Raw genomic sequence first — 25,515 nt, 5'->3', positions numbered from 1 at the left:
AGATGGAATGGATTTGTAAGGGGCCAAACAAGCCAGGCACTGCTTGCATAAAGTGCTCGCAAAACCTCACTGTGCCAGTTCGACAACCTTAAATTACAAATGAGAATAAGAAATACAACCGTTAGATGGAGAAACGGTTTTAGCAGAAGTGGAAGGGGCCGTAAACGGCTAACATTTTCATCGGCGTAGTACCTTTAGAGGTTGCAAATATACGAAATAATCTTTAAAAGAAAGATGCCGTTTCCTCAAACTTTCTTTTCTAACCCAAAACTTTCTGTACATTTGCCGTCTCAAAGCGAAAATCCGATGAACACCGCTGTCATCGCCCTTTAACGGGCCCTCTTCATTTCTCTACAAATGCCCTGTCCGACGGACCGGTGGTGTACGTTTTATATTTCCAACTAGTTAGTATTCGGCACTCCTGCCGCTTATCTTTTCTATTTCATGACGAAGTTTATTCGCCTGTTCATGGCCGCATTGCGGGGTTCTGAAGGTAATTATACGTCCGGTAGTATCAACCGGGCCATCTTCATGCTGTCGGTGCCGATGGTACTGGAAATGGTAATGGAGTCACTGTTTGCGATTGTCGATGTCTTTTTTGTGGCGAAAATCAGCACGGAAGCCGTCGCTACCGTCGGCCTGACCGAGTCGGTATTAACCATTGTTTACTCCGTAGGTATCGGATTAAGCACAGCCGCAACGGCGCTGGTATCCCGGCGGGTGGGCGAAGGAAACGCCCGCGAAGCCGGCAAGTCGGTGGCGCAGGTCATCCTGGTATCGGTCACCGTAGCCCTGCTCATCGGTATTCCTGGAGCGCTGTTTGCTCCCGAAATTCTGCGGGCCATGGGTGGTGATGAGCATCTGATCGCCAACGGGTCAGGCTTTACCCGGCTGATCTTTGCCAGTTCACCCGTCATCGTGCTGCTTTACACCCTGAGCGGGTGTTTGCGGGGAGCCGGAGAAGCCTCCGTGGCCATGCGGTCGCTCTGGATTGCTAACGGGTTCAATATCATTTTGTGTCCGATCTTTATCTTCGGCTGGGGGCCAATCCCTGAAATGGGCGTGATCGGTTCGGCCGTTGCAACGACGATTGGGCGTTCCGCCGGGGCCTTGTATCAACTGGTTAGTCTGATGCGCAACGGCCGGAGCGTGCAGTTGGAAACGGCAACTTTTCAACCCAATGCCGCCATCATTCGCAACCTGCTCAGCATTGCCGCTGGTGGAACCGCGCAGTTCCTGGTGGGTTCGGCCAGCTGGGTGTTTCTGACGCGCATCCTGTCAACATTTGGCAGCGACATCGTGGCGGGGTATACCATTGCCATTCGCATCATGATTTTCACCATCATGCCGTCCTGGGGAATGGCTAACGCGGCCGCAACGCTGGTCGGGCAGAACCTGGGTGCCCAGCAGCCCGAGCGGGCCGAAACCTCGGCCTGGCGGGCGGCTTTCTGCAACATGCTGTTTCTGTTGAGCGTCGGTATTCTGTTTTACATAGGAGCTGCCGAGATCGTTGGTATTTTCAATCGCGATCCGAAAGTGGTCGACATTGCCGTGCAGTGCCTGCGGATTTTCTGCCTGGGCTACGTCTTTTTCGCCTACGGAATGGTCATCAGCCAGGCTCTGAACGGGGCAGGGGATACGCGAACGCCCACGATCATCAACGTCGTGTGTTTCTGGATCATCGAAGTGCCATTGGCTTACCTGCTGGCCAACTCGCTGGCATGGGGACCAACGGGCGTGTTCTGGTCGGTAGCGTTCAGTGAGTCGTTACTGGCCGTTATTGCGGTGCTGGTTTTCCGGCGGGGACGCTGGAAACTGGTGCAGGTATAACCAAGAATGGTGTTATCCGCACCCTATGGAGTGGGCTGACTAGGTAAAGAGCGAACGGCAGCGTTTGATTTCTAATCATTAGAATATGATTAGAAATCAAACGCTTGCCCCGCTCTGCTGGTTACCCTGAGTAGCCATCTGATCTGTCGGTTCCATGCAACGCACGTTTACCATTTCGCTGACTCCCGCCTATACCGATCCCCTGATCCACCAACTGCGGCCCCTGGATGAGGTCATTGCCTTGTCGCTCCAACGGGGCAGTTCGGTCAAACCGTCGGGGGATGTGCTGACCGTGCAGGTACTCAATGCGGGGGCTGATGAAGTCCTGCGTCGGATTGAACGCGTATGCCCGCCCAACCACTACGCCATCGCTTCGGCCGAACTGACGAGTATGATCAACCCGGCCAAGCACGAACAAATCCGGCTCGACGTCGACGAAGCCATTTGGGAAGAAATGGAAAGCGGCCTGCGGTATCATGGCCGTCTGACCGGTAATTTCATCGCGCTGATGGCGCTGGGGGGAGGCATTTCGGCCGTTGGGCTGGTGTCCGAACCGGGGCCGCAGACCCTGGCGTTTGTCGCAGCTTCCATTATTGCACCGGGCTTTGAACCGCTGGCAAAAGTGCCACTGGGGCTGATTCTGAAAAATTATCAAACCGTTTCCTTTGGTCTCCGTTCATCGCTGATCGGTTATGGCCTGGTGTGCTTGGGAGCGATTTTGACTTTTCTCGTGCTGCAATGGTTGGGAGTCACCAACGTGGATGAGTTTACGAGTAATTCGGAAGTAGATGCCATTGCCAATCCGACGGGTAAAAACATTACCGTTTCATTGGGAGGGACGCTGGCGGGGTGCATCATCGTCGCGGCTTACCGGCGCAGCGTCATTGCCGGGGCGCTGATTGCCATGGTGGTCATCACGGCTATGGCGATGGTGGGCGTGTCGCTGGCATGTGGTAGGCTGGATTTGGCCTGGCACGGCTTACAGCGTACAGGAATTGATGTGGGCCTGATCATTCTGACGGGAACGTTGGTTTTTGGGTGTAAGCAGTGGTTTCTGCGTCGGCGCAAACCGTTGGTTTAACCGGTTCGCGGTTTCTCGTTGGTTGATGACGTTGTCGGAGGGTTGGGAAAACCTCCGCATGACGGATTGGCTCGCGGTAGTTTGCTGCAATATTTGACGAAAAACCATACTTTTCCGATGAACCTTCGGTAAAACCTGATTTTTACAAACTTTTCCCTAAACTTGCCGCATTGTTCACCAATTTCGAAAACCCCATCCTGCTGTTCTGGGACACATGAAAGATTACATTCGCCCGATTCATCGCCTGCTCGTCGCCAACCGGGGCGAAATCGCTATCCGTATCATGCGGGCTGCCACCGAGTTAGGGATCACCACCGTTGCCGTCTACACGTACGAAGACCGTTACTCGCTTCACCGCTACAAAGCCGACGAAGCTTATCAGATTGGTCGCGACGATGAACCGCTGAAGCCCTACTTAGACATTGAAGGGATTATTCAGCTCGCCAAACGAAAAAAAATTGATGCGATTCACCCGGGTTACGGCTTTTTGTCGGAAAATGTGACGCTGGCGCGCCGGTGCCGGGAGGAAGGAATCATTTTCGTCGGACCGACGCCGGAAGCGATGGACTTGCTGGGCGACAAGGTTAGGGCGAAAAACCTGGCTACCCAGGCCGATGTGCCGATGATTCCCGATAGTCGGGCGGATTTGTCGGACTATTCCTTTGCCCTTTCCGAAGCGCAACGGATTGGTTTTCCGGTGATGATCAAAGCCGTCGCCGGTGGGGGAGGACGCGGAATGCGCGTTGTTCGTCAGGAGGAAGATTTTGAAAAGTCATTCAACGAAGCCCGCAACGAAGCGAAAAACGCGTTTGGCGACGATACCATTTTCCTGGAGAAATTTGTGGTCGATCCCAAGCACATTGAGGTGCAATTGCTGGGCGATACGCACGGAAATATCGTCCACCTTTACGAACGGGACTGTTCGGTACAGCGTCGCTTTCAGAAAGTTGTTGAAGTGGCACCCTCGTTTGGACTGCGGCAGGCCACCAAAAATAAGCTGTATGAATACGCTCTGAAGATTGGTAAACAGGCCAATTACTCCAACGCCGGAACGGTTGAGTTTCTGGTGGATAAACAGGAGAATATTTACTTTATTGAGGTCAATCCCCGGATTCAGGTGGAGCACACCATCACGGAAGAAGTGACCGGTATCGACCTGGTTCGGACGCAGATTCTGGTGGCGATGGGGTATAAGTTGTCGGACAACGGTATTTACATCAACCACCAGGACGAAATACCGCTGAACGGCTACGCGATTCAGTGCCGGGTCACCACCGAAGACCCCGCCAACAATTTCCGGCCCGACTTCGGGATCATCATTGCCTACCGCAATGCCGCCGGTTTCGGCATCCGGCTCGACGAGGGGAGCTCATACCCCGGCGTAAAAATTTCGCCTTATTTCGATTCGATGATCGTGAAGGTATCGGCGCGGGGCCGCACGCTCCGGGGCGCAACCCAACGGCTGCGACGCGCGCTGGTTGAGTTCCGGATTCGGGGGGTAAAAACCAACATTCCGTTTCTGCTGAACGTAATCGCTCACCCGATTTTTCAGCAGGGCGAAGCGCGGGTTTCGTTCATCGAAAACCACCCCGAACTGTTTGATCTGCGCAAACCCCAGGACCGCTCGACGCGGGCGTTGAATTACCTGGCCGACGTCATTGTCAATGGCAATCCGGAGGTGAAGGTTAAACCCGGCGCTAAAGACAAATTCCGGACACCCGTTGTTCCTGTCTATGACAAATACGGCGATTGTCCGAAAGGCAATAAAGACCGGTTGAATGAACTCGGACGGGAGAAGTTTGTGGAGTGGGTCCGCGATCAGAAGCCCATCCTGTATACCGACACAACGTTCCGTGACGGGCACCAGTCGTTGTTAGCTACTCGCGTTCGGACCAAAGATTTGCTGGCCGTGGCCGAAGGATTCGCCAAAAGCCACCCCGAACTATTCTCGATGGAAGTCTGGGGGGGCGCAACGTTCGACGTCGCCATGCGGTTTTTGCACGAAAGTCCGTGGACGCGTTTGCAGAAATTCCGCGAGGCCATGCCGAATATGCTGTTGCAGATGCTGTTCCGGGGCTCCAACGCGGTGGGCTATTCGGCTTATCCCGACAACCTGATTGAGAAGTTCGTGGAGAAATCCTGGGAAAACGGCATCGACGTGTTCCGGATTTTCGACTCGCTGAACTGGGTGGAAGCCATGAAGGTCAGCATCCGGGCCGTGCGCGAACGGACCAACGCACTGGCCGAAGCCGCCATCTGCTACACCGGCGATATGCTGGCTCCCGATCAGCACAAATACACGTTGCAGTATTACCTGGACATGGCCCGCCAACTGGAGGACGAAGGAGCGCACATGCTGGCGATCAAGGACATGGCCGGTTTGCTGAAGCCGCTGGCGGCCGAAGTGCTGGTTCGCGAGCTGAAAAAAGCCGTCAGCATTCCGATTCACCTGCATACGCACGATACCTCGTCGATTCAGGCGGCAACCTACCTGAAGGCCGTTGATTCCGGGGTTGATGTGATTGATTGCGCCCTGGGCGCACTCTCGGGCCTGACGTCGCAGCCCAACTTCAACTCCGTGGTGGCGATGTTGCAGGGCCACGAGCGCGAAAGCTCCATCAACCTGGATTCGCTGAATGCTTACTCCAATTACTGGGAAGACGTGCGGGAGTGGTATTATCCGTTTGAGTCGGGCATGAAGGCCGGTAGCGCGGAAGTGTACGAGAACGAGATTCCGGGTGGGCAGTACTCAAACCTCAAGCCGCAGTCGATTGCGCTGGGCCTGGGTGATAAGTTTGAGACGTTGAAGAAAAATTACAGTACGGTCAATCAGATGTTTGGCGATATTGTAAAAGTAACTCCTTCGTCGAAAGTGGTTGGTGACATGGCCCTGTTCATGACGTCCAACAACCTGACGGCCGAGGATGTGATCAAAAAAGGCGCGTCGCTCTCGTTCCCGGAATCGGTGAAAGGCTTCTTCAAAGGCGAGCTGGGCCAGCCCTACGGTGGTTTCCCGAAAGAACTTCAGGAGGTTATCCTGAAGGGCGAGGAACCGATCACCGGGCGTCCGAACGAAAAGCTGCAACCGATTGATTTCGACGCCGACTTTAAAAAGTTTGAGGAGAAATTTCCGCAGAGCGAGGGCTTTCTGGATTATCTCTCGTACCAGATGTACCCGAAAGTGTACGAGGAATACTACAAAGCCGTTCAGGAGCACGGCGACGTGAGCATCATTCCAACCCCGGCTTTCCTGTACGGCCTGAAGGAAAACGAGGAAATTCTGATCGAAATCGACGAGGGTAAAAATATTCTGGTACGGCTTTCGTACGTATCGGAACCCGACAGCCACGGTATGCGCACGGTTACGTTCGAGCTGAACGGACAGAGCCGTCAGGTGCAGGTGCGCGATAAGTCGCTGAAGGTTGCCTATCAGGCCAACGCTAAGGTCAGCAAAGACGGGGACGTAGGGTCACCGTTGCAGGGCCGATTGACCAAAATCATAGTGAAGCCGGGCGATAAAGTCAATAAAAACCAGCCGCTCTTCGTAATTGAAGCCATGAAAATGGAGAGCATTGTGGCCGCACCCAAAGCCGGTACCGTTAAACAGGTGGTCTTGAAAGAAGGCACCGTAGTGGAACAGGACGACTGGGTTGTTGAACTGGAACTCTAATCCGAAAGGGGAGCCAACTTGGCTCCCCTTTTATTTTTTGTCCGAGTGCCCCAGCGGCTTTTCCGGGTTTACCACATCGCGAACCAGTTGCTTCAATTCCTTAATCTCGGGAAAACGACCTTCGACTTTCCGGTCAAAAATCTTCTGGCCATCAATCTCAACCGAAAACCGTCCGCTGATTTCCGATGGGTGGAGCAGTACGCCGTGGAGGTCGTCGGTAAAGGTGGTCAGCAGTTCCTGCGCCATCCAGGCCGAGCGCAGCATCCAGCCGCATTTGGGACAGTATTCAATCGTGATTGTCGGTTTCATTTTCTTCTGAGTTGGGGGTTTAATTTTTATGAACATCGCGGAAACGCAACACCTCGCCGGGCCGCTGCTCCTTTCCGTTGTCAAAACCACACGAAGAATTGAACTCCGTCGGATTCTGATAGGTTCCAAACAGCATGTGCCACCAGACAATATCGCCGTAATTAGTGGTGTGTTAATCCTACTAATGGTGAAACCGGTGCATTTCGGGCCGTTGAAAAAAGAGCCTACCCACCGGGGCAGCCAGTGCTGCCGGGGTAAGTCCTGCCGCCGAAGCGTTTGGCGCAGTGTCCTTGCCAGCGGTTCCGAAAAGGGTGCAGGCACCTGAGGCTTGTCAATAGGCTTCCCAAAGGAAAAATAGACCCAACGATCTGATTTTCAGTCAAAAATTGTAAAAGCCAATTCTTTCTTTTTACTTGGTTCACCAAACGCTGTATGTCATGGAAAATCAACCCTACAACAATCCGACGCCCCCACCACCACCTGGTAATTATCTAAGCCCGTCCGACGAACGGATGTGGGGAATGCTGGCTCATCTGAGCGCGCTGGCCGGTTTTCTCATTCCTTTCGGAAACATCATTGGACCCGTTGTGGTCTGGCAGATTCAGAAAGACAAATCGGCTTTTGTTGATTACCACGGCAAAGAGGCACTGAATTTTCAGATAACCATGACCATTGCCTTGGGTATCGCCCTTCTGCTGGTTATCCTCCTGATTGGCCTACCCATTCTCGTTGTTCTCGGTTTGGTCAGCGTCGTTTTTTCCATCCTGGCGGGCGTAAAAGCCAATAACGGCGAGTACTACAGGTATCCGTTCACCTTTCGTTTTATCCAATAAATAAGTTGGTAATCTTCAGTAAAGCTTGTTTCTTCGTTTTGTTGTTATCAACGCGACACTAAGCTACTTTCTGAATGATTCCGTCTCTTGATGCCCCGCCAATTGGTAGGCTTTCTGCTAACGGTTTGCCCGGCAGAGGTTTGCTGAAAGGCTTCCAACGATTTGCCAGTTTTCTGTTCTCCCTGTTTCTAATGCCGGATTTTGCCCAGGCCCAACAGCATCCGTGGGGCACCTGGTTTATTGGTTCCGTGCAGCTTCCGGCGCGCGAACGGGGTTGGGGCGGTTTCGTAGAAGGCCAGTTGCGTTCCAATTCGTTGTTTGATGAGGTAAATTACTACGAAGTAAAAGGAGGGATCAGCTATGACCTGGGACCGGCTTTTTCGGCGCTGGTGGCAACGGGTCGGTACCATACCTACAATTTCCGGGATCTGAACGATGGGCCCCAGATGCTCGAAACCCGGTTGTGGCAGCAGATAACGATGAGCCAGAACGTTGACCGGCTGAAGTTCGAACACCGCTACCGGATTGAACAGCGCTGGTTTGGCGAATCAACACCCGAGAACCTCGCCGTTCAGGGGCGGTATCGAAACCGGATCCGCTACCGCATGAACCTGATGATTCCGCTGAATGAGGAAACCATCAAGCCCAAAACCGTCTTTGTTTCGGTTTACGACGAACTTTTTCTGAACTACAAAGCCCCAAATCTGGAACGCAACCGGATTTATGCGGGCTTGGGCTACCAGCTCGATCTTAACTGGATTCTACAGGCCGGATGGGTAAATCAGTATGATCAGGCCCCGGTACGGCTTGGAAGTAAGAACAACGTCGTCCTATCGGTCATGTACCGGTTCCACCGCAAAAACGGCGAGCGTGATCGGCTACCTTCGCAAATGGACTGACGGCTTAAAACCACGGCCGACGGACCTTGAAGCTCTTCTTTAAACCACGAATCAGCAATAAGGCCCCCAGCAAACCAAAAATGATGGCTAGAACGCTGATGTGAAGAATGGCAAAAATAATGGCAACACCAATGACCGGAATCGAAGCTTTGAGCTGCCAGGGAATCCGCTGCCACCAGTTTAGCTTTTTGCGGGGCTTTAGCCCGAGAATTTCGCGCAGCGTCTTCTTCTGGCCGGGTTTGGGCCGGGGCTGCTGAGGGAGTGCGCCTGTCTCCGAAGAAGCGGTTGAGGAAGTATGGTTCAGGGAAGTCGTTGCCTGCTGTACCCGTTGCTGAACCGTCGGTAGGGGCGGAACCACGGCCGACGAAGCATAGGCTTCCGGTCGGTCGGGCTCTGACTGTGGTTTCTCCTGCACGAACTGAGTCCAGTCTTCCTCCCGAACCCCAACGGAGTCGGTGCCGGATACCGCCATCTGCGAATGGCCGGTCGACCGGAACGATTCAACGGGCATCGGCTGGTAGCGTGCGTAGGGACGGTGACAGGAAGCGGCAAACAGGCAACACAGAACGGCTAATGGAGCAGCGGTACTTTTTCTCATCAGGCTGGGTGAAGATACAGAATGCAAAACCTTTCATTACAACGTAAGCGGTCTGCCGGTTTATACTTTCCGAGTCAAAAAATATGGTAAAAAAAAGACCTATACGGTTTTTGAAGCCCTACAGGTCTAGCAATCAATGGTTTAAAAAGAGGTCTTTTCCGTCCGTTATTTGGCTGGCGTACCGCTCTGGGGCGCTGTAGCCGGGGCCGCTGGCTGCTGTTGAGCAGGCGTTTGCAGACCCGGGGTTGTTTTAGTCGCGGCTGCATCAACGTTTGCACTGTTGATGGTGGCTCCAACGGGGTTCCGATCAATGACAATAAAAGTAGAAAGTGTCAGGACCATAATAGCGATGGCGAGTCCCCAGGTAACCTGTTCCAGCAGATCGGTTGTTTTTTTAACACCCATCAACTGATTAGAACCAAGCCCACCGAATTCACCGGCGAGTCCGCCCCCTTTGGAATTTTGAATCAATACCACCAAAATCAGCAGTATCGTACAGATACAAATTAATACAATTATTGCCGTCAGCATTTTAGTTCGCCCTTGCGGTTATTTTGATATGCGTATTGGTTATTAATAAAGAAGTAACTTACTGATTCTGCGCAGCTTTTAGAGCCGCAATTTTATCCGCAAAATAAACCTTTTTTTCCGGATTTTTCAATATTAACTTCATGTAAATGTCAATGGCCCGGTCGGGCTTGCCCTGTTTGGCCAGGATTTTGGCAAATGCTTCGGTAACGGGTACCCCGGTGTTGACGGGCATACGGCGCGTGAGGTCCTCCTGCTCGGTCTGTTCATTCGAGTTCATCCGCGGGCGCTGAATGGACGGTTCGCGCTTGATAAAATCGTCGATGAGCTGCAACTGAAAGTTGCGTTGCGGGTCAGCCGGGGCCGTTTCTGTTTCTTTGGACCCCGTATCCTGCTGTTCGAGCGTGCTCTGGATGACGTTCTCGACCTGAAGCACCTCGTCAATAATCGGAAGTGACTTTTCAGCCTCACCGTCCGTGGCCGCTGCAACGTCGGCCGGTTTTTCGTGGGTCGTTATTGCATCGAAGCTTGCCGATTTGGCAAAATCAAAAATCGGATTCGAAAAATGGGTATGACTCTGTTCGGCTTTTCGCTTAAACAGCTCGTAGCTCTCTTTCTTGTAGTCGTCGGGAATGGGAACGTGCTTAAGTGACAATTCATTAAGACGGCTCAGCAGGTTATCCGACCACTGAAATTCGTTATCAATCAACTTGCGCAGCGCATTACGGCTCAGGGCGTGGGCGGCCGCTTGCCGAACGTGCTCAATGGCGTGACTCTTCTGATGAACCGAAGTGGCTTTGGCGGCCAGCAGATACAGGGACTGACAATACGGGAAAGCCGTCATGGCTTCCTTTAGTGGTTGTAAGTCAATCGGTAGCAACTCTTCCGGATGAGTTACCCAGAAAGAAAAAGTTTCTTTATCCAATTTGTTCATTGGAGTAGTAATCGGTAGGGGTGGTGGCGCTTGGTCAAATTTAACAAATTGTTACCAGTTTCCGGTTTATCCCAAGGAGTTAAAATTCGGCGGAAAAACTGGAACAAACCGGTTTCAAGAAACCGTATCTTACCAATCGGCGGCCGTTTTGTTAAAAATATCCAACACGAGCTGATCCTGAATCTTGGGCAACAGACGGCTTTCGTTCTGGGTGAGCGTCTGGTTGGCCGGAAAATCCTGGTAAAACGAGAAGGGCTGATCAAAGTTTTTGGTTTCGTCCTTCGCGTTGGAGAACCGGACCTGAACCGTTACCTGCAAGCGGTTTTGCGCAGCCTGATCGGCCGCCGTAGCCGCCACCGGCAGAACATCATATCCCGTAATGGAACCCTCCAGCACGATATCCCCGTTCGAAGGCACTACCTTAAGGTTAGTATATCGCTGATAATACTCTTTGAGCCGTTCGGTAAACTGCAGGGTTAAATTGGCGGGTCCCCCAGCCGCCGAAGTCGTAAAGGTATTCACCGTAACCGTCTTGATCGTTGGATCAAGCGTCGTTCCCGTAAACGAGTATTTCCCGCAGGAAAGCGTCAGGAAGGAAGAGTTAAGAAGTAAGAGTACCATCCAGCTCATCATTCTATACCTCTTCACCGCCGGGCGGCCCCGTTTTAACTCATACTTCCTAACTGAATCAGTCTTCTTCATCTATCTGATACTGTTTAATTTTTCGGTACAGGGTCCGTTCCGAAATGCCAAGGGCCTGGGCTGCGTATTTACGTTTGTTGTTGCTGCGTCGTAACGCTTTGACAATCATCTCTTTCTCTTTTTTCTCCAGCGACAGCGAATCGTCCTCCTCGGTTTCGTGCGTGATGTCTTCCACGGTTACTTCGCCGGGGGCATCGGTCGGGTCGTAATCGTCGACATCAACCATGTTGCTGGCGGGCAGCAAACGGGCCACGGCTTTTTCGGGTTCGGCCGGAAGGAAATCGCCGGATTGCAACGTGTCGAACAGTTCCTTGTTGTTTTTCAGGATCTCGTGTCCATTCTGCTCGTTTTTCAGCACATCCAGCACGAGCCGTTTCAGGTCGTTCATATCCCGGCGCATGTCAAACAGTACTTTGTAAAGCAGTTCGCGTTCGGAAAAGGAATTGGTGTCGCTGAAGGCACCCGGCAGAACCATAGGTGACTGAGCCGCCTGCGACGAAACGGGCGGGAGGTATTTGGCCAGCGTCTCGGCTTCAATCACTTTGTTGCTTTCCGACTCAAGAATGGAAATCTGCTCGGCAATATTTTTCAACTGGCGGATGTTACCCGGAAACGGATACCGCAACAGCATCAGTTTGGCGGCTTCCGACAGCTGGATGGGCTTAATCCGGTAGCGTTCGGCGAAGTCGGTCGTAAACTTCCGGAAGAGCAATTCGATGTCTTCCCCCCGTTCGCGCAGGGGCGGTACAAAAATCGGTACGGTATTCAGTCGGTAATACAAGTCTTCGCGGAACTTGCCCTGCTCAACGGCCGCCAGCAGGTTAACGTTTGTAGCCGCTACCACCCGAACATCGGTTTTCTGCACTTTCGACGAACCCACGCGGATAAACTCGCCGTTTTCGAGTACCCGCAGCAGCCGGGCCTGGGTACCCATCGGCATTTCGCCGATTTCATCCAGAAAAATGGTGCCGCCATTGGTGGTTTCAAAATACCCTTTGCGCTGATCGACGGCCCCCGTAAAAGAGCCTTTCTCGTGTCCAAACAGCTCAGAATCAATCGTTCCTTCCGGAATGGCTCCGCAGTTGATCGCAATAAACTGGCCGTGCTTGCGGCTGCTCAGGCTGTGAATGATTTTCGAAAATGATTCTTTCCCGCTTCCACTTTCGCCGGTTATCAAGACTGTTAAGTCAGTAGCAGCTACCTGAATGCCCACGTTGATGGCATAATTCAGGCTCGGCGCGTTACCGATGATGCCAAAACGCTGCTTAACCGACTGGACTTCTTTTAAATTCATGAGGTATGGAAAAGGGAAATACTTACACCGTGGTGCCCAGCAGCGTAGCCGCCGTGCAATCCGTCACCAGAACGTTGACATACTGGCCTTTCTGGTAGTCGCCTTTCGGGAAAACCACCATTTTGTTCTGGTCGTTGCGGCCACACAAAAACTCGTCGGAACGTTTGGATGGTCCTTCAACCAGCACGCGCTGAATTTTGCCAATGTGCCGCTGATTGCGTTCAAGCGACATATTCCGCTGAAGGGCGATGATTTCGTTCAGGCGCCGGATTTTGACGTCGTTTGGCACGTCGTCGGCGTATTTGCGGGCGGCCGGAGTACCGGGGCGTTCCGAGTAGGCAAACATGTAACCGTAGTCGTACCGGGCGTACTCCATCAGCGACAGCGTATCCTGGTGTTCTTCTTCGGTTTCGGAGCAGAAACCCGAAATCATGTCGTGCGAAATCCCGCAGTCTTCACCCAAAATAGCCCGGATGCGGTCGATTTTCTGAATGTACCAGGCGCGGTCGTACGTCCGGTTCATCAGCTTCAGAATCCGGTCGTTGCCGCTCTGGGCAGGCAGGTGAATGTAGTTACAGATGTTCTCGTGCTTCGCCATCGTGTACAGCACCTCGTCGGTGATGTCCTTGGGGTGCGAGGTCGAAAACCGTACGCGCAGTTCGGGGTCAACCAGCGCAACCCGTTCGAGCAGCTGGGCGAAGTTGACGTTCTCGGTTCCGTCGGCGGAGGTCCATTTGTAGCTGTCCACGTTCTGGCCCAGCAGCGTGACTTCCTTGTAGCCAGCCGCCGAAAGTTCCTGGGCTTCGCGCACGATGGAATGCGCATCGCGGCTGCGTTCGCGGCCGCGGGTGTAAGGCACCACGCAGAAACTGCACATGTTGTCACAGCCACGCATGATGGAAATAAAAGCCGTCACGCCGTTGGAATTCAGGCGGATCGGCGAAATATCGGCGTAGGTTTCCTCGCGTGACAAAAACACGTTAACGGCTTTTTGCCCCGACTCGGCTTCTTCCACCAGTTTCGGAATATCGCGGTAGGCGTCCGGCCCGGCCACAATGTCCACCATCTTTTCTTCTTCCAGCAGCTTGGCTTTCAGGCGTTCGGCCATGCAGCCCAGCATCCCGACCAGCAGTTCGGGTTTGCGCTTCTTCAGCGTGTTGAGCTGCTTCAGCCGGTTGCGAACTTTCTGCTCGGCATTGTCGCGGATGGCGCAGGTATTCAGAAAAATAACGTCCGCTTCGTCGGCGTCGGCGGTGGTGGCAAAACCCGCGTTCCGCATCACCGATGCGACGATTTCGCTGTCTGAAAAATTCATTTGGCAACCGTAGCTCTCAATGTAAAGCCGTTTTTTGCCCACCGCCAGCTCTTCTTCCAGCAGTCGGGGTTCGTCCGTGTTTGCTTTGTCGGCTTCGGTTAGTATGGATAAGGTCTCCGTAATGCGTTCCATAAGTTAATCTTGTCAGTTATCGGCTGGGTCGTTGGCTGGCCCTCATTCTCCCGTCACACGCATGGCGCATGATTCGCCCGATGAACGCTAAAAAGAGAACCGGCTTTCGGCCGCAAACCGGCAGACCGGTGACTCGTAAAATGAAGTTGCAAAGGTACGAAGATTTTGGGGAACTGTGACAGTTTGTCAGGTAGGAAAGTATAATCGATAAGTTTCGTCAGAACGGATAACCAATTCCAAAATTAATAACGAGCGGGTTAACACCCCGAAACATCTTATCGAAGCGAAACTTGGACAGGATGAACCGTTCGTCGATGATATCGTCGGGCTGTTTACCCGGTAGAATATACCCGTTTCGATCAGGGGCATAAACGAAATAACGGGCCGGATCGTAAACTTTAATGGCACCGTCAAACCGAATGATGAAAAACGAAAAGTCGATGCGCAGGCCAATCCCGGTACCAACGGCAATTTGCTGTAAAAAGCTGCGGTTGTATGGACCGTTGCCGGGCTTCCGGAACTGGAAATTTTCACCCACCCGGTTTTCATTGTCGCGCAAGGTCCAGACGTTTCCGGCGTCAACAAAAAAAGCGCCGTTGATGTCTCCGCCCAAACGGAACAAATGCGTCCGTAACTCCGCCGAGGCTTCGAGCAAAATATCGCCGGGCTGTTCAAAGTCATATCGGAACTGCCCTGTTGACTGTTCGGGGTTTCTCCGGTCTCTTTTAAAATCCGGAATCAGTCTGTCTTTAGGGTCAAGAACCGGAACCGTATAAGGTATTGCCGAACCGGCTCCAAGCCGCCGGGGAAGCCAGGCACGAACACTGCTACTACCACCGGCAAAAAACAGCTTTTCGTAAGGAGCCGTTCTGTTAACCCCGTACCCATACACCAATCCGGTATTAAAACGAAAAGCCAGCGTTGTTTTAGGGCGCAACGGAACGTAATGCCGATAGTCGATATTTCCCCGCAGGTATTTATAATATTGCAGACCACTTGTATCCGTAGTCCGGAAGATATTTTGAAGCTGTGACGGGCTGAATAGATTCAGCGTTGTACCGCCTGATTCGAGAGAAACGCGCAGAAAATTGGCGCGTCGGTTTTGGCCCAGAATGTTGGTGTTATACGTATAAACAAAGCCAACGTTAGAAGCAAAAGAGTTCAGAAAGCTGTTTTTTATGGTACTTCCGGCTGCAGCCTGCCGGTCAAGATAATCTAGAAAAGCAGACTGTCCATTGCCATCTCGATAAATGGTAGCGTTTAAATAGTTAATATCCGCTATAAAAAAGTTGTACTGATGATTCGTGTTTTTCAGCCAGTTGTATGACATGGCCGCTCTTAGAAGTTGTCGCCCGTACTCTGGACGTTTGGTATAATTATAGCCCAAACTGATTTGGGTGCGGGGGTTAAGCCGGTTGAATTTAAAACGAACTTTACCCGGGAACAGAATATGAGGAAAAATCAAGGATGTATTGAGCCCAAACTCCTGCGAAATTCCGATGGAACTGTTCGGAATAAAACCGGTTGTGGCTTCAATACCGTACCGGGCCGCCGTCTCAAACGTGCCCAGGCCCCCGAAAATATTGTGAATACGGAACGAAAGATTGCCAAAAGGCCCCGGATAACCCTGCCCCTGGTATAAGACGAATATCCCGCCCTCCGTTGTTATTTCATATTTATCAATGGGAATCAGGCTGATGCGGGTCCGCAACCGGCGGGCGGTTGTATCCAGAAAGCTGATGTTGGCAAAACTGAACTGGTTCAGCAGAAACAACTGGCGCTGGGTGTCCTGGTAGTTTTTAAGCCGGTACAGGCTGTCGGGCCGCAGAAAAATCCGGCTGTCGAGCAGGCGCATGGAGTACTGCTGACGACCCAGGTAAAACCGGATGCCGTTGTGCGAAACCGTGTCTGCCGAAGCGCGGTCTTCGGCCCGCAGTACCCGAACTTCTACCTCCCCAATTTTATAAACCGGGTGGCGGGGTTGGCCGGGCGGGTTGACAATCTTGACCCACATGTTGAGCCGGTGGGGGGTGAGATCGGCGCTGTCGGTTCGGGCGGTGTCCAGATCGAGTACATCCAGAGGAAGGGGAATGTACTGCCGCGTGAAGCTGTAATAGCCGTTGTTTCGTAACAAGTCCTCAATCCGGATGCGCTCGGCTTCCACGTTGTCGGCATCGTAACGGTCGCCTTTTTTCAGGATGGAAAACCGGTCGAGCGTGGACCGGACGATGGAGTCAACCCGCGGATCGGGGATCTGGTACGTGATCTGGTTGAGGAGAAATGGGGTATTTTCGGCAATGTTATACGTTACCCGAACCCGCCGTCCGAGCGCCGTGCTGCTGTCAGCGGTATAGCCCACTTTGCCGCGTAAAAAACCTTTGTTGTACAGAAACCGCTGCATTTTCTGAGCATTGGCCTGGGCGTCGGTTTCGTAGTAATAGGCGGGGGGCTCACCCAGCGAGCGCATCACCCAGTTGCCTTCGTCCACCCGCCGGTTCAGTCGTCCGAGCTGGCGGTTATAGCGTTTTAATTTTTTTCGGTACGCCCGGGTTGAGTCGGGTTGGGCAACGAATTGATCGTACTCCTTCCGTTTGGCCTCCAGCTCGCGTTGAGCGGCTGCCTTGTCGTAGGTGCGCGAGCCCAACTGATAAACCCAGAGGGAGGGCGTAAGTGGCAAACGGAGCAACCGGCGGTTGGGGCGCTGCGGAATCAGGGATTCGAGGTCGTAGCTCTGGATCGTCCGATTGCCGCGTACCGTCTGGCTGTAGAGCAGGTACTGATTTTTTTGTAACTTATCCGAACTAACGCAACCTGATAACCAGGTCAGTAGGCCTAAAAAAAGGAGGGCAACGAATGAATTACGCGTTCCGAACGTCAGATTACGGCCGATTCTCCGTAATTCGCAATTCATACGCTGACCGGCAACCCGGTGGTAACTCATTTTTTTAGTCATGCTTTCAAAATCACTTAGCAAATATATTCAGTCGCTGCACCAGAAAAAATACCGACACGAACACGGTGCCTTTCTGGTAGAAGGGGCCATCAACGTCCTTGAACTCTGCGCGTCGGATTATTCCATCGAATGGTTGCTGACAACCGAGTCGTTTTACAAAGAAAACGCCCGGCTGCTGGATAAACAACGGGTACGGCTCGAAATGGTTACGGCCGACGACCTCCGGCGGGTGGGTTCGCTGGTGGCCAACGACGCCTGCCTGGCTGTTGCCAAAACGAAGGAAAACCGCATTTTAGTGGCCGACGCCGATGAATTTGCGCTGGTGCTGGACGATATACGCGACCCCGGAAATCTGGGTACCATCCTGCGCATTGCCGACTGGTACGGGATTCGGAAACTAATTTGCTCGCAGTCAACGGCCGACGTTTACAATCCGAAAGTGATCTCGGCCAGCAAAGGCTCCTTTACGCGGGTGGAGTGGTACTACTGCGATCTGAACGGTTACATGAGCGACTTGGCCGGTGTGCCGGTTTACGGCGCTTTTCTGGAGGGGGCCGATGTGCACACCCAAACTTTCGGGGCGTCGGGGTATATCGTGATGGGCAACGAAGCCAACGGAATTAGCCGTGAAGTGGAACGGTTTGTAAACCAGCGGATAACCATTCCGCGGTATGGGCAGGCGGAGTCGTTGAACGTGGGCATCGCTACGGCGGTGATCTGCGATAACCTGCGCCGGTCGATGGGGCGTAAATAAAAATAGCCCTGTTCTTGGCAAGGCTACTTTTACTGCTTCTTAACCTAAACTAAATGTACATACTTTCGACAAAAGTACAACGGTATTGCAGCACCACATTTAACCCAGATTGGGGGATTTATACAAACGGATAGAAGGTGTAAATTTGTGAGATGAGGGGCTATTTCTACCCCAGAACGGATGAGGACTCGTTGGTGCATACTGGTGTTTTGCCTAAGCTGGGTGACGGCATTCACCCAGGCTACTAAAAATTTGCCAAGCGGCAATTCTTTTGACTCCCGCGGGCCGGTGATGCACTTTCTGGACCAGATTTCGGTCGATAACGGCTTATCGCAGAGCGAGGTCTACTGCATTTTGAAAGACAGCCGGGGGTACGTCTGGTTTGGCACGCAGGACGGCCTGAATCGCTACGATGGTTACCAGATTACCCACTACAAGCACAACCCCTTCGACAGCACGACGATTTCCCACGACCAGATCATGTCCATGTACGAGGACGCGCACGGCCGAATCTGGATCGGAACCGTCAACGGGCTAAACCGGTATGACCCCGTGACCGGGCGGTTCTGGCGATGCAATAACTTGCTGAAAGTCAAACAACGTCGGTTTGGCTTAATGACCGTCAATGCCATCACCACCGACCGCTTTGGCACCCTGTGGCTGGCCACCAGTCTGGGCCTGAAGCGCTTTATTCCCGGTGCCAAAGACCGCCATGAAGTGGCGCATTACACGATCGAAAGCGAGGACGACCACCGGGCGCAGATGGTGAACGCGTTGCTGATCGATGCTCGGGGAACGCTGTGGGTTGGAACGGGAAATGGGCTGGCTCAACTGCCCGTTACAAAACCGGGGGCCGCATCGGCGCAGCCGCAGGAGGTCACCATTGGGGCGCGCAGCCTCAACCAGCAGTATAAATTGCCCGATCCCTGGGTAAAAACGCTGGCGCAGGACGAATACGGAACGATCTGGGCCGGAACGGCCCGCGGAGTGGCCCGCATCAACCCCCAACTGAAGCAGTCTGAACAGTATCCGGAAATTGACCAGCGCACGGGCGGTCAGTCCATTAGTTCGCTGCACGTCGACCGGTATGCCGTGCTCTGGATCGGAACGGACCAGGGCGGGATCGTCCGGTACAAAATTGCCAGCGATCAGCACGTTCGCTACATTGACGGAATTCAGGAGGACCTGTTTGGCAAAAAAGGCTTGAAAACCGGCTACATCAACTCGATCTACGAAGGCCCGGCCCAACGGGAAGATGTTGTCTGGATCGGCACGCACGACGCGGGCGTGCAGCTCTACAGCCGTTCCAAAAATACGTTTCGGCAATGGCCCGTTATGACCAGTCGGCAGCAGTCGTCGGCGGCCAGTCTGGTGTTTGCCGTTACCACCGACCGTTTGGGTAAACTCTGGATCGGTACGCACGAAGGACTGATTCAGATCGACCGGCTGACCTCGGCCACGCAACGGTTTCGGGCCAATCCGACGGATCCCCACAGCATCGGCAGCGACCGGATTCAATGCCTGCTGGAAGATCGGCGGGGTAATTTTTGGGTGGGGACCCCGGAGGGATTGTACCGTTTCGACCGCCAGCGGAACCGCTTTGACCGGTATCTGTCAGGCGTCGAAAAAGTGATGACGTCGAAAGGCATCGAAAAAGGCGACGGGATTCTGAGTTTACACGAAGATCGGCAGGGGAATCTCTGGGTCGGCGGTTATTCCAGTTTGCGCCGGATCGACGCCCGAACCGGCCAGCTCACGGCGTACCGTCATGATCCGAAAGACGCCAACAGCCTGCGGGCGTATATTGTGTACGCCATTCAGGAAGACCAGCGGGGCATGGTATGGGTCGGAACGGGGTTTGGCTTAAACAAAATCGACCTGAAAACCGGCAAAATTACCCATTACGAAAACAACCCCAGCGATCCGAACAGCCTCATTGGCGAGCAGGTGATGGGGTTTCTGCGCGACAGCAAAGGCCGGTTTTGGGTGTGCAGCAACAAGGGCCTGAGCCAACTGGTGTGGGACCCGAGCGGAAAAGAACGGTTTATCCATTACACCGAACGGAGCGGTTTGCCGAACGAGCTGGTGTACGGAGCCCTGGAAGACGAGCGGGGCCGCATCTGGATGAGCACCAACCTGGGCCTGTCCTGCTTTGATCCGGAAAAGAAACAGTTTGAAAATTACGACATCAACGACGGTCTGACGATCAACGAATTCAACATGAATGCCTACCACCGGGCCGCGGACGGAGAAATGTTTTTCGGCGGGATTGGTTCGCTGGTGAGTTTCCGACCGATGCGCATGGTTCGGAACCGGCACCTGCCCCGCACGGTCCTGACTTCGTTCAAGAAGTTTGAAAAACCGGTAAACGTGGATAGCCTCCTGGCGCAGAAAGGAGCCATTGAAATTCTGCCCGGTGAAAACTTTTTCTCGCTGTCGTTTGCGGCTCTGGATTATACCAACTCCCACAAAAACCAGTATGCGTACATGCTGGAGGGGTTTCACGACGGCTGGATCGACAGCGGCACGCGCCGGTACGTGAGTTTTACGAATTTGAAGCCCGGCGATTACGTCCTGAAAATTCGCGGATCCAACAGCGACGGGTTGTGGAACGAAGCCAACATGCTCCGGATTCCGATTACGGTGCTGCCGCCTTTCTGGCAAACGTGGTGGTTTCTGGCGCTGCTCGTAGCGGTGATCAGCGGAACCGTCTGGCTGGTTTACAACTACCGCGTTCGGAAAAAAGTGGAACACCTGCTCGAACTGGAACGCGTAACGCTGGCCGAAAACGAGCGGGTTCGGAAAATGGCCGCCCAGGATTTGCACGACGAGTTTGGCAACACGATCACCCGGATTTCGATGCTGACCGAGATCATCAAGAGCAAACTGAACGGCCATGGAGCCGAGATTGGGCCCCTGCTGACCAAAATCAGCGACAACAGCAACCGGCTCTACCAGGGAACCAAAGATTTCATCTGGGCGATCAACCCCGAACACGATAATTTTCTGGAAATCGCCATCCGCCTGAAAGACTTCGGCGACGACGTATTCGACCGGACCCGCATCACCTTCGAAGCCATCGGCATCACCGACGATCTGCGGAAAGCTGTGTTACCGATGGGAACGAGCCGCCACCTGATTTTTCTGTTCAAGGAAGCCATGAGCAACACGCTGAAACACTCCCGGGCCACCAGCGCGCAGATTCACTTCGCCATGCTGAACCGGCGGATCGAAGTGCGGTGGAAGGATAACGGTATTGGAATTCAGGGTAGTAACAAATCCGCCGTGGGCAACGGGTTAAACAACATTCGCAGCCGGGCCGAGAAGATTGGCGGCAAAGTGGATATCTTATCCGTCCAGCAGGAGGGAACCACCGTGATGTTTCGAATGGACATCCCGCACATTGGGTGAAACCCGCTGTTACTTCATCGACCTTCCTTTCGTAAAGACAATTGCTCCGCTGGTGTAATATCAGCGCCGTATGCCCTGAAAAAGCCGATATTTAACCTTGCAAACTCTAATGAACACACGTATGAATGGAATTCAACTTATGCGCAGTCCGCAGACGATACGAATATGCATTGTGGAGGACGATAACCTGATTCGGGACGGATTTGCGCTACTGATCAACAGTACCTACGGCTTCAAGATCGTCAATACGTACTATCGTTGTGAGGATGCCATCAAGAACATCCATTCCGACGCGCCCGACGTGGTCCTGATGGACATCGAGTTGCCGGGCATGAACGGCATCGAAGGCATTGCCAAAATCAAGAAGCTCCGTCCCAAAACCAATATCATTGTTGTAACGGTCTACGAAAACGACGAACTGGTGTTCAAGGCTCTGTGCGCCGGAGCGGGCGGCTACCTGACCAAAAACATGCAACCCGGCCGCCTGCTGGAAGCCATCCGCGACATTCAGGATGGGGGCGCGCCTATGAGTACCAACATCGCCCGGATGGTCGTCGCGTCGTTTCAGAAAAATCGGAACTCTCCGCTGACCGCCCGCGAAACCGAGGTGCTGGAACTGCTGTCGAAAGGCAAAAGTTACACGACCATTGCCGAACAGTTGTTTGTTGACAAGGAAACCATTCGAACGCACATCAAAAATATTTACTGGAAACTGGAGGTTCACTCCAAGGCGGAAGCCATTGAAAAAGCCATCAAAGAACGGCTGATCTAAACGCAAAATCCCCTTTTCTGGGGTAGAGTGCCCCCGGAGCCGGGCCTTACTTTTGTCTTGTTGACACAGGGCAGGGCAAAGGCAATGTGCTCATCGATGGGAAAACAAAGCCCAGGTTCTGAGCAATCCGAACCTATTCTATGAGATGAACGTGAACGAAAAACCAGCCGGGGTCGGCTGGTTTTTTTGTTGCACAAAATCCCCCGCATTGCGTGATTTTCGAACGCGTCCGGTTAGTGAACTTTGTTAAAAATACTTTACAGAACACTAAACGCAGATCAACAAACTAATGAAATTAAGACTACTAGGGGGAATCATGCTGTGGCTGCTGAGCTATCAGGATGGGGTAGCGCAAACCCGAACGGTGTCCGGAACGGTTCGGAGTGCGTCGGACAGAGCACCGATGCCCGGCGTAACAATCGGGATCAAAGGCACCACGCAGGGAGGCACCACCGACGGAAACGGCGCTTTCCGGATTGCGAACGTGCCGCCGGAGGCAACGCTGGTTTTTTCATTCATCGGCTTTACCACGCAGGAAGTGGCGGTTGGGAATCGCACGACTATTGACATTACGCTGGAAGAAAGTACGGCCATCCTCAATGAAGTTGTCGTGACGGCGTCGGCCATTGAGCGGGAGAAAAAAACGCTTGGTTACGCAGTCACCAACGTCAAGGGCGATGAGCTGATCCGGGCCAACGAGTCGAACATGCTGCGGGCGTTGCAGGGGCGCGTCCCGGGCGTGCAGATTTCGAGCGCATCGGGGGCCGCCGGGGGCGCAACCCGCGTCGTGATTCGGGGGGCGCAGTCGTTTAACGGCAACAACCAGCCGCTGTACGTGGTCGACGGGATCATCGTCAGCAACAACAACACAACCACCCAAATCATCAACGGCAACGGAACTCCCTCCGCCGTGGGGGGGGGCGACCTGAATAACGGAGTGGACATCACCAACCGGGCCGCCGACATTGACCCCAACAACATCGAGTCGGTATCGATCCTGAAAGGGCCAGCCGCGGCCGCGCTTTACGGCTCGCAGGCGGCTTCGGGCGTGATCATCATCACCACCAAAAACCGGAGCAAATCCGTCACGGACAAGCCGCAGGTGAGTTTGAACAGTTCGGTGACGTTTGAAAACCCGCTGCGGCTGCCCGATTTCCAGAACACGTTCGGTGCCGGTTTCAACGGTGTTTACGACCTCTTCGACGCGGGAAACATCAGTTATGGCCCTAAAATAGAAGGACAGAAGGTGCCCAACTGGCATACCTACGGGTTGTATTCGCTCGGCCAGCAGGAAGCGCCCGACTCAATTCCGCTGACGGCCAAGCCCAACAACGTCCGCAATTTTTTCAAAACCGGGGTGACGCTCAACAACTCGTTTTCGGTTCGGAACAACAACGGCACGTCAAATTACATCCTGACGGTGACGGACGTAAACACGAAATCCATGATTCCGAACACAAATTACCGCCGGACCGCCGTGAACGTGGGGGCCGGAACGCGGTTTTTCAACAACAAGGTTTCGGCAAATCTATCGGCGACCTTCACCCGTTCTGGGGGAGATCGGGGGGTGCAGGGTCAGGGCCGGTCTAATATCCTGCAAACGATCTACAACACCCCGCGCGACATCGAGATTACCGATCAGAAAGACTACAACGACCCCCGCTACAACCTGGAAGGCTATTACCTGGCCGGTTTCCGGAATAACCCGTACTGGTTGCTGGATAATAACCTGCTGAAAGACAACGTAAACCGCTTTTTCGGCAATGCACAGATAACCTACGACCCCGTGCCGTGGCTTAATCTGACGTACCGGATCGGGACGGATATGTACTCCGATTTACGCAAACAGACTTTTGCCCAGGGCACAATCGCGAACGTCGGGGGGCGGTATGTGGAAGACAACACCAACTTCCAGAGCCTGCTGTCGGACCTCATCGTTACTTTCAACCGCGACCTGAATCCGTCCCTCAACCTGAAAGTGATTCTGGGCCATAACCTGCAGGATTACAACACCACACGGGGAGTTTACGACGGGCAGCCGCTGGTGGTGCCGGGTTTTTACGACCTCAGTAACGCCAGCACGATTGTCACCACGCGGGTTGATTCGCGGACGCGGCTGTACGGTATTTACGGCGATGCGCAGTTGTCGTACAAGGATTATCTGTTTCTGGACGTAACGGGCCGGAACGATTACTCGTCGACGCTGCCGGCGAAAAACCGCTCGTTTTTTTACCCGGGCGCCAGCGTCAGTTTCATTCCGACGTCGGCTTTTCTAAGTTTAAGAAATACGCCTATTAGTTACGCCAAAGTACGGGCCAATATCGCGCAGGTGGGTAAAGTGGCCAATGCGTACCAGGTCGTACCGGTTTTTTCGCGCACCACCATCACCGACGGTTTTCAGGGGTCTTACCAGTTTCCGCTCAACGGAGTACCCGGCTTTTCGGTCGGCAACATTCGCGGAAATCCGGATTTGCGGTCGGAGCTGACAACATCCTGGGAAATTGGAACGGAAATTCTGTTTTTCAACAACCGGTTGGGAATTGATTTCACCTATTACCATTCCAAAAGCGGCCAGCAGATCGTCAACGTACCCATTTCCAGCACCTCCGGTTTTCTGGCCCAGACGCTGAACGCGGGCGCAATGACCAACAAAGGCATTGAGTTGTTGTTGACCGGAACGCCGGTGAAATCAACGTCGGGCTTCCGCTGGGATGTATCGTTGAACTTTACCCGAAACCGCAACAAGGTAACCGAGTTGTATAACCCCCTGGCGCCGGTCAACCTGGGCGGTCTGTCTTCGCCGGGTTTGCAGGCCCGCCTGGGCGAACCGTACGGGACTTTCTTCGGTAGTAAAATGCTGCGGGATCCGCAGGGGCGCGTGGTGATCAATCCCAACACGGGCCGGCCGCTGGCTGATCCGGTCTTGCAGGTGCTGGGCAACGTTCAACCTGATTTTGCGGCTGGCTTGAGCAATACGGTTTCGTACAAAGGATTGACCTTCAACGCGCTGGTCGATACGCGGCAGGGTGGAAAATTCTTCTCCCAGACGGCTGGGCTGGGGCAGTTTGGCGGTTTTACCAAAGAAACGACCTACAACGACCGGCAGCCGTTCGTCTACCCCAATTCTGTCATTCAGAATCAGGACGGCTCCTTTACGCCCAACACCACCATCAAAACCGACGGCGGTTTCGAATACTGGTCGACGGTGTCCAATTTCGGGGAAAACACGCTCTACGATGCCTCGTTCGTCAAACTTCGCGAAATGAGCCTGAGTTATGCCCTGCCGAAATCGCTGATTGGGAAAACCCCGTTCTCAATCATTCAGCTTTCGGTGATTGGCCGGAATCTGCTGCTCTGGACGCCCAGATCGCAACCCAACGTCGACCCGGAAGTAAGTTCATTCGGGACCGGCAACACCCAGGGCTACGAGTTCCTGGCCTATCCCGCGACCCGGAGCTACGGGGCCAGCCTGAAACTAGTGTTATAACGGATGCTGATTT

General features: G+C 53.5%; 17 protein-coding genes. 9 read left to right on the top strand and 8 right to left on the bottom strand.

The window, feature by feature from the left end; all coding sequences use genetic code 11:
* Positions 1–444: 444 nt before the first annotated feature.
* The 3 genes from OQ371_RS25850 to OQ371_RS25840 all read left to right on the top strand — a co-directional run bounded on the left by OQ371_RS25850 (position 445) and on the right by OQ371_RS25840 (position 6,581).
* Positions 445–1,830 (top strand): MATE family efflux transporter, encoded by a 1,386-nt coding sequence (locus OQ371_RS25850; protein ID WP_265991402.1) that lies wholly within the window; start codon positions 445–447, stop codon positions 1,828–1,830.
* 154 nt (positions 1,831–1,984) lie between these two features.
* The gene (locus OQ371_RS25845; RefSeq protein ID WP_265991401.1) at positions 1,985–2,911 is read left to right on the top strand and encodes a DUF389 domain-containing protein; all 927 of its coding nucleotides are present in this window, start codon (positions 1,985–1,987) and stop codon (positions 2,909–2,911) included.
* A 214-nt stretch (positions 2,912–3,125) separates the two neighbouring features.
* Positions 3,126–6,581 carry a pyruvate carboxylase gene (locus tag OQ371_RS25840; protein WP_265991400.1) on the top strand — a complete coding sequence of 1,152 codons (3,456 nt, stop codon included), beginning with the start codon at positions 3,126–3,128 and terminating at the stop codon, positions 6,579–6,581.
* 30 nt (positions 6,582–6,611) lie between these two features.
* On the opposite strand, the gene OQ371_RS25835 is transcribed toward OQ371_RS25840, so the two are convergent.
* A complete protein-coding gene (locus tag OQ371_RS25835; RefSeq protein ID WP_265991399.1) occupies positions 6,612–6,890 on the bottom strand; it encodes an Rdx family protein in 279 nt (92 codons plus the stop codon).
* Between the two features lie 437 nt (positions 6,891–7,327).
* Here OQ371_RS25835 and OQ371_RS25830 point away from each other — a divergent pair, with 437 nt between their 5' ends.
* Positions 7,328–7,723: a DUF4870 domain-containing protein gene (locus OQ371_RS25830; protein WP_265991398.1), complete on the top strand. Its 396-nt coding sequence runs from the start codon at positions 7,328–7,330 to the stop codon at positions 7,721–7,723.
* 74 nt (positions 7,724–7,797) lie between these two features.
* Positions 7,798–8,622 carry a DUF2490 domain-containing protein gene (locus tag OQ371_RS25825; protein WP_265991396.1) on the top strand — a complete coding sequence of 275 codons (825 nt, stop codon included), beginning with the start codon at positions 7,798–7,800 and terminating at the stop codon, positions 8,620–8,622.
* A 4-nt stretch (positions 8,623–8,626) separates the two neighbouring features.
* On the opposite strand, the gene OQ371_RS25820 is transcribed toward OQ371_RS25825, so the two are convergent.
* From OQ371_RS25820 to tamL, 7 genes are all read right to left on the bottom strand, one after another.
* On the bottom strand, positions 8,627–9,220 hold the full coding sequence (locus tag OQ371_RS25820; protein WP_265991394.1) for a hypothetical protein: 594 nt from the start codon (positions 9,218–9,220) through the stop codon (positions 8,627–8,629).
* A 165-nt stretch (positions 9,221–9,385) separates the two neighbouring features.
* A complete protein-coding gene (secG, locus tag OQ371_RS25815) occupies positions 9,386–9,751 on the bottom strand; it encodes a preprotein translocase subunit SecG (RefSeq protein WP_265991392.1) in 366 nt (121 codons plus the stop codon).
* A 58-nt stretch (positions 9,752–9,809) separates the two neighbouring features.
* Positions 9,810–10,682, bottom strand: coding sequence for a DUF8458 domain-containing protein (locus tag OQ371_RS25810; RefSeq protein ID WP_265991391.1), 873 nt, complete (start codon positions 10,680–10,682; stop codon positions 9,810–9,812).
* Between the two features lie 129 nt (positions 10,683–10,811).
* On the bottom strand, positions 10,812–11,303 hold the full coding sequence (locus OQ371_RS25805; protein ID WP_265991390.1) for an LptE family protein: 492 nt from the start codon (positions 11,301–11,303) through the stop codon (positions 10,812–10,814).
* A 67-nt stretch (positions 11,304–11,370) separates the two neighbouring features.
* Positions 11,371–12,678: a sigma-54 interaction domain-containing protein gene (locus tag OQ371_RS25800; RefSeq protein ID WP_265991388.1), complete on the bottom strand. Its 1,308-nt coding sequence runs from the start codon at positions 12,676–12,678 to the stop codon at positions 11,371–11,373.
* A 22-nt stretch (positions 12,679–12,700) separates the two neighbouring features.
* Positions 12,701–14,125 (bottom strand): tRNA (N6-isopentenyl adenosine(37)-C2)-methylthiotransferase MiaB, encoded by a 1,425-nt coding sequence (miaB, locus tag OQ371_RS25795; RefSeq protein ID WP_265991386.1) that lies wholly within the window; start codon positions 14,123–14,125, stop codon positions 12,701–12,703.
* 217 nt (positions 14,126–14,342) lie between these two features.
* The gene (gene tamL, locus OQ371_RS25790) at positions 14,343–17,036 is read right to left on the bottom strand and encodes a translocation and assembly module lipoprotein TamL (RefSeq protein ID WP_265991384.1); all 2,694 of its coding nucleotides are present in this window, start codon (positions 17,034–17,036) and stop codon (positions 14,343–14,345) included.
* A gap of 40 nt (positions 17,037–17,076) precedes the next feature.
* On the opposite strand from tamL, the gene OQ371_RS25785 reads away from it, so the two are divergent.
* The 4 genes from OQ371_RS25785 (at position 17,077) to OQ371_RS25770 (ending at position 25,502) form a co-directional block, all read left to right on the top strand.
* Positions 17,077–17,832: a TrmH family RNA methyltransferase gene (locus tag OQ371_RS25785; RefSeq protein ID WP_265991383.1), complete on the top strand. Its 756-nt coding sequence runs from the start codon at positions 17,077–17,079 to the stop codon at positions 17,830–17,832.
* A gap of 180 nt (positions 17,833–18,012) precedes the next feature.
* Positions 18,013–21,243 (top strand): ligand-binding sensor domain-containing protein, encoded by a 3,231-nt coding sequence (locus OQ371_RS25780; RefSeq protein ID WP_265991382.1) that lies wholly within the window; start codon positions 18,013–18,015, stop codon positions 21,241–21,243.
* A gap of 121 nt (positions 21,244–21,364) precedes the next feature.
* Positions 21,365–22,015 carry a response regulator gene (locus tag OQ371_RS25775; protein ID WP_265991380.1) on the top strand — a complete coding sequence of 217 codons (651 nt, stop codon included), beginning with the start codon at positions 21,365–21,367 and terminating at the stop codon, positions 22,013–22,015.
* Between the two features lie 289 nt (positions 22,016–22,304).
* The gene (locus OQ371_RS25770; RefSeq protein WP_265991379.1) at positions 22,305–25,502 is read left to right on the top strand and encodes a SusC/RagA family TonB-linked outer membrane protein; all 3,198 of its coding nucleotides are present in this window, start codon (positions 22,305–22,307) and stop codon (positions 25,500–25,502) included.
* Positions 25,503–25,515 lie beyond the last annotated feature (13 nt).

This window comes from Larkinella insperata, assembly GCF_026248825.1.
GTDB lineage: Bacteria > Bacteroidota > Bacteroidia > Cytophagales > Spirosomataceae > Larkinella > Larkinella insperata.
This window is presented reverse-complemented; position numbering and strand designations above follow the sequence as displayed.

What these genes read in the sequence shown, in the direction of transcription:
- OQ371_RS25820 (WP_265991394.1), bottom strand. Translation starts at nt 9,220, where the DNA reads ATGAGAAAAAGTACCGCTGCTCCATTAGCCGTTCTGTGTTGCCTGTTT.
- OQ371_RS25825 (WP_265991396.1), top strand. Translation starts at nt 7,798, where the DNA reads ATGATTCCGTCTCTTGATGCCCCGCCAATTGGTAGGCTTTCTGCTAAC.
- OQ371_RS25845 (WP_265991401.1), top strand. Translation starts at nt 1,985, where the DNA reads ATGCAACGCACGTTTACCATTTCGCTGACTCCCGCCTATACCGATCCC.
- OQ371_RS25785 (WP_265991383.1), top strand. Translation starts at nt 17,077, where the DNA reads ATGCTTTCAAAATCACTTAGCAAATATATTCAGTCGCTGCACCAGAAA.
- OQ371_RS25770 (WP_265991379.1), top strand. Translation starts at nt 22,305, where the DNA reads ATGAAATTAAGACTACTAGGGGGAATCATGCTGTGGCTGCTGAGCTAT.
- OQ371_RS25805 (WP_265991390.1), bottom strand. Translation starts at nt 11,303, where the DNA reads ATGGTACTCTTACTTCTTAACTCTTCCTTCCTGACGCTTTCCTGCGGG.
- OQ371_RS25810 (WP_265991391.1), bottom strand. Translation starts at nt 10,682, where the DNA reads ATGAACAAATTGGATAAAGAAACTTTTTCTTTCTGGGTAACTCATCCG.
- OQ371_RS25830 (WP_265991398.1), top strand. Translation starts at nt 7,328, where the DNA reads ATGGAAAATCAACCCTACAACAATCCGACGCCCCCACCACCACCTGGT.
- tamL (WP_265991384.1), bottom strand. Translation starts at nt 17,036, where the DNA reads ATGAATTGCGAATTACGGAGAATCGGCCGTAATCTGACGTTCGGAACG.
- OQ371_RS25835 (WP_265991399.1), bottom strand. Translation starts at nt 6,890, where the DNA reads ATGAAACCGACAATCACGATTGAATACTGTCCCAAATGCGGCTGGATG.
- OQ371_RS25780 (WP_265991382.1), top strand. Translation starts at nt 18,013, where the DNA reads ATGAGGACTCGTTGGTGCATACTGGTGTTTTGCCTAAGCTGGGTGACG.
- secG (WP_265991392.1), bottom strand. Translation starts at nt 9,751, where the DNA reads ATGCTGACGGCAATAATTGTATTAATTTGTATCTGTACGATACTGCTG.
- OQ371_RS25800 (WP_265991388.1), bottom strand. Translation starts at nt 12,678, where the DNA reads ATGAATTTAAAAGAAGTCCAGTCGGTTAAGCAGCGTTTTGGCATCATC.
- miaB (WP_265991386.1), bottom strand. Translation starts at nt 14,125, where the DNA reads ATGGAACGCATTACGGAGACCTTATCCATACTAACCGAAGCCGACAAA.
- OQ371_RS25850 (WP_265991402.1), top strand. Translation starts at nt 445, where the DNA reads ATGACGAAGTTTATTCGCCTGTTCATGGCCGCATTGCGGGGTTCTGAA.
- OQ371_RS25840 (WP_265991400.1), top strand. Translation starts at nt 3,126, where the DNA reads ATGAAAGATTACATTCGCCCGATTCATCGCCTGCTCGTCGCCAACCGG.
- OQ371_RS25775 (WP_265991380.1), top strand. Translation starts at nt 21,365, where the DNA reads ATGAATGGAATTCAACTTATGCGCAGTCCGCAGACGATACGAATATGC.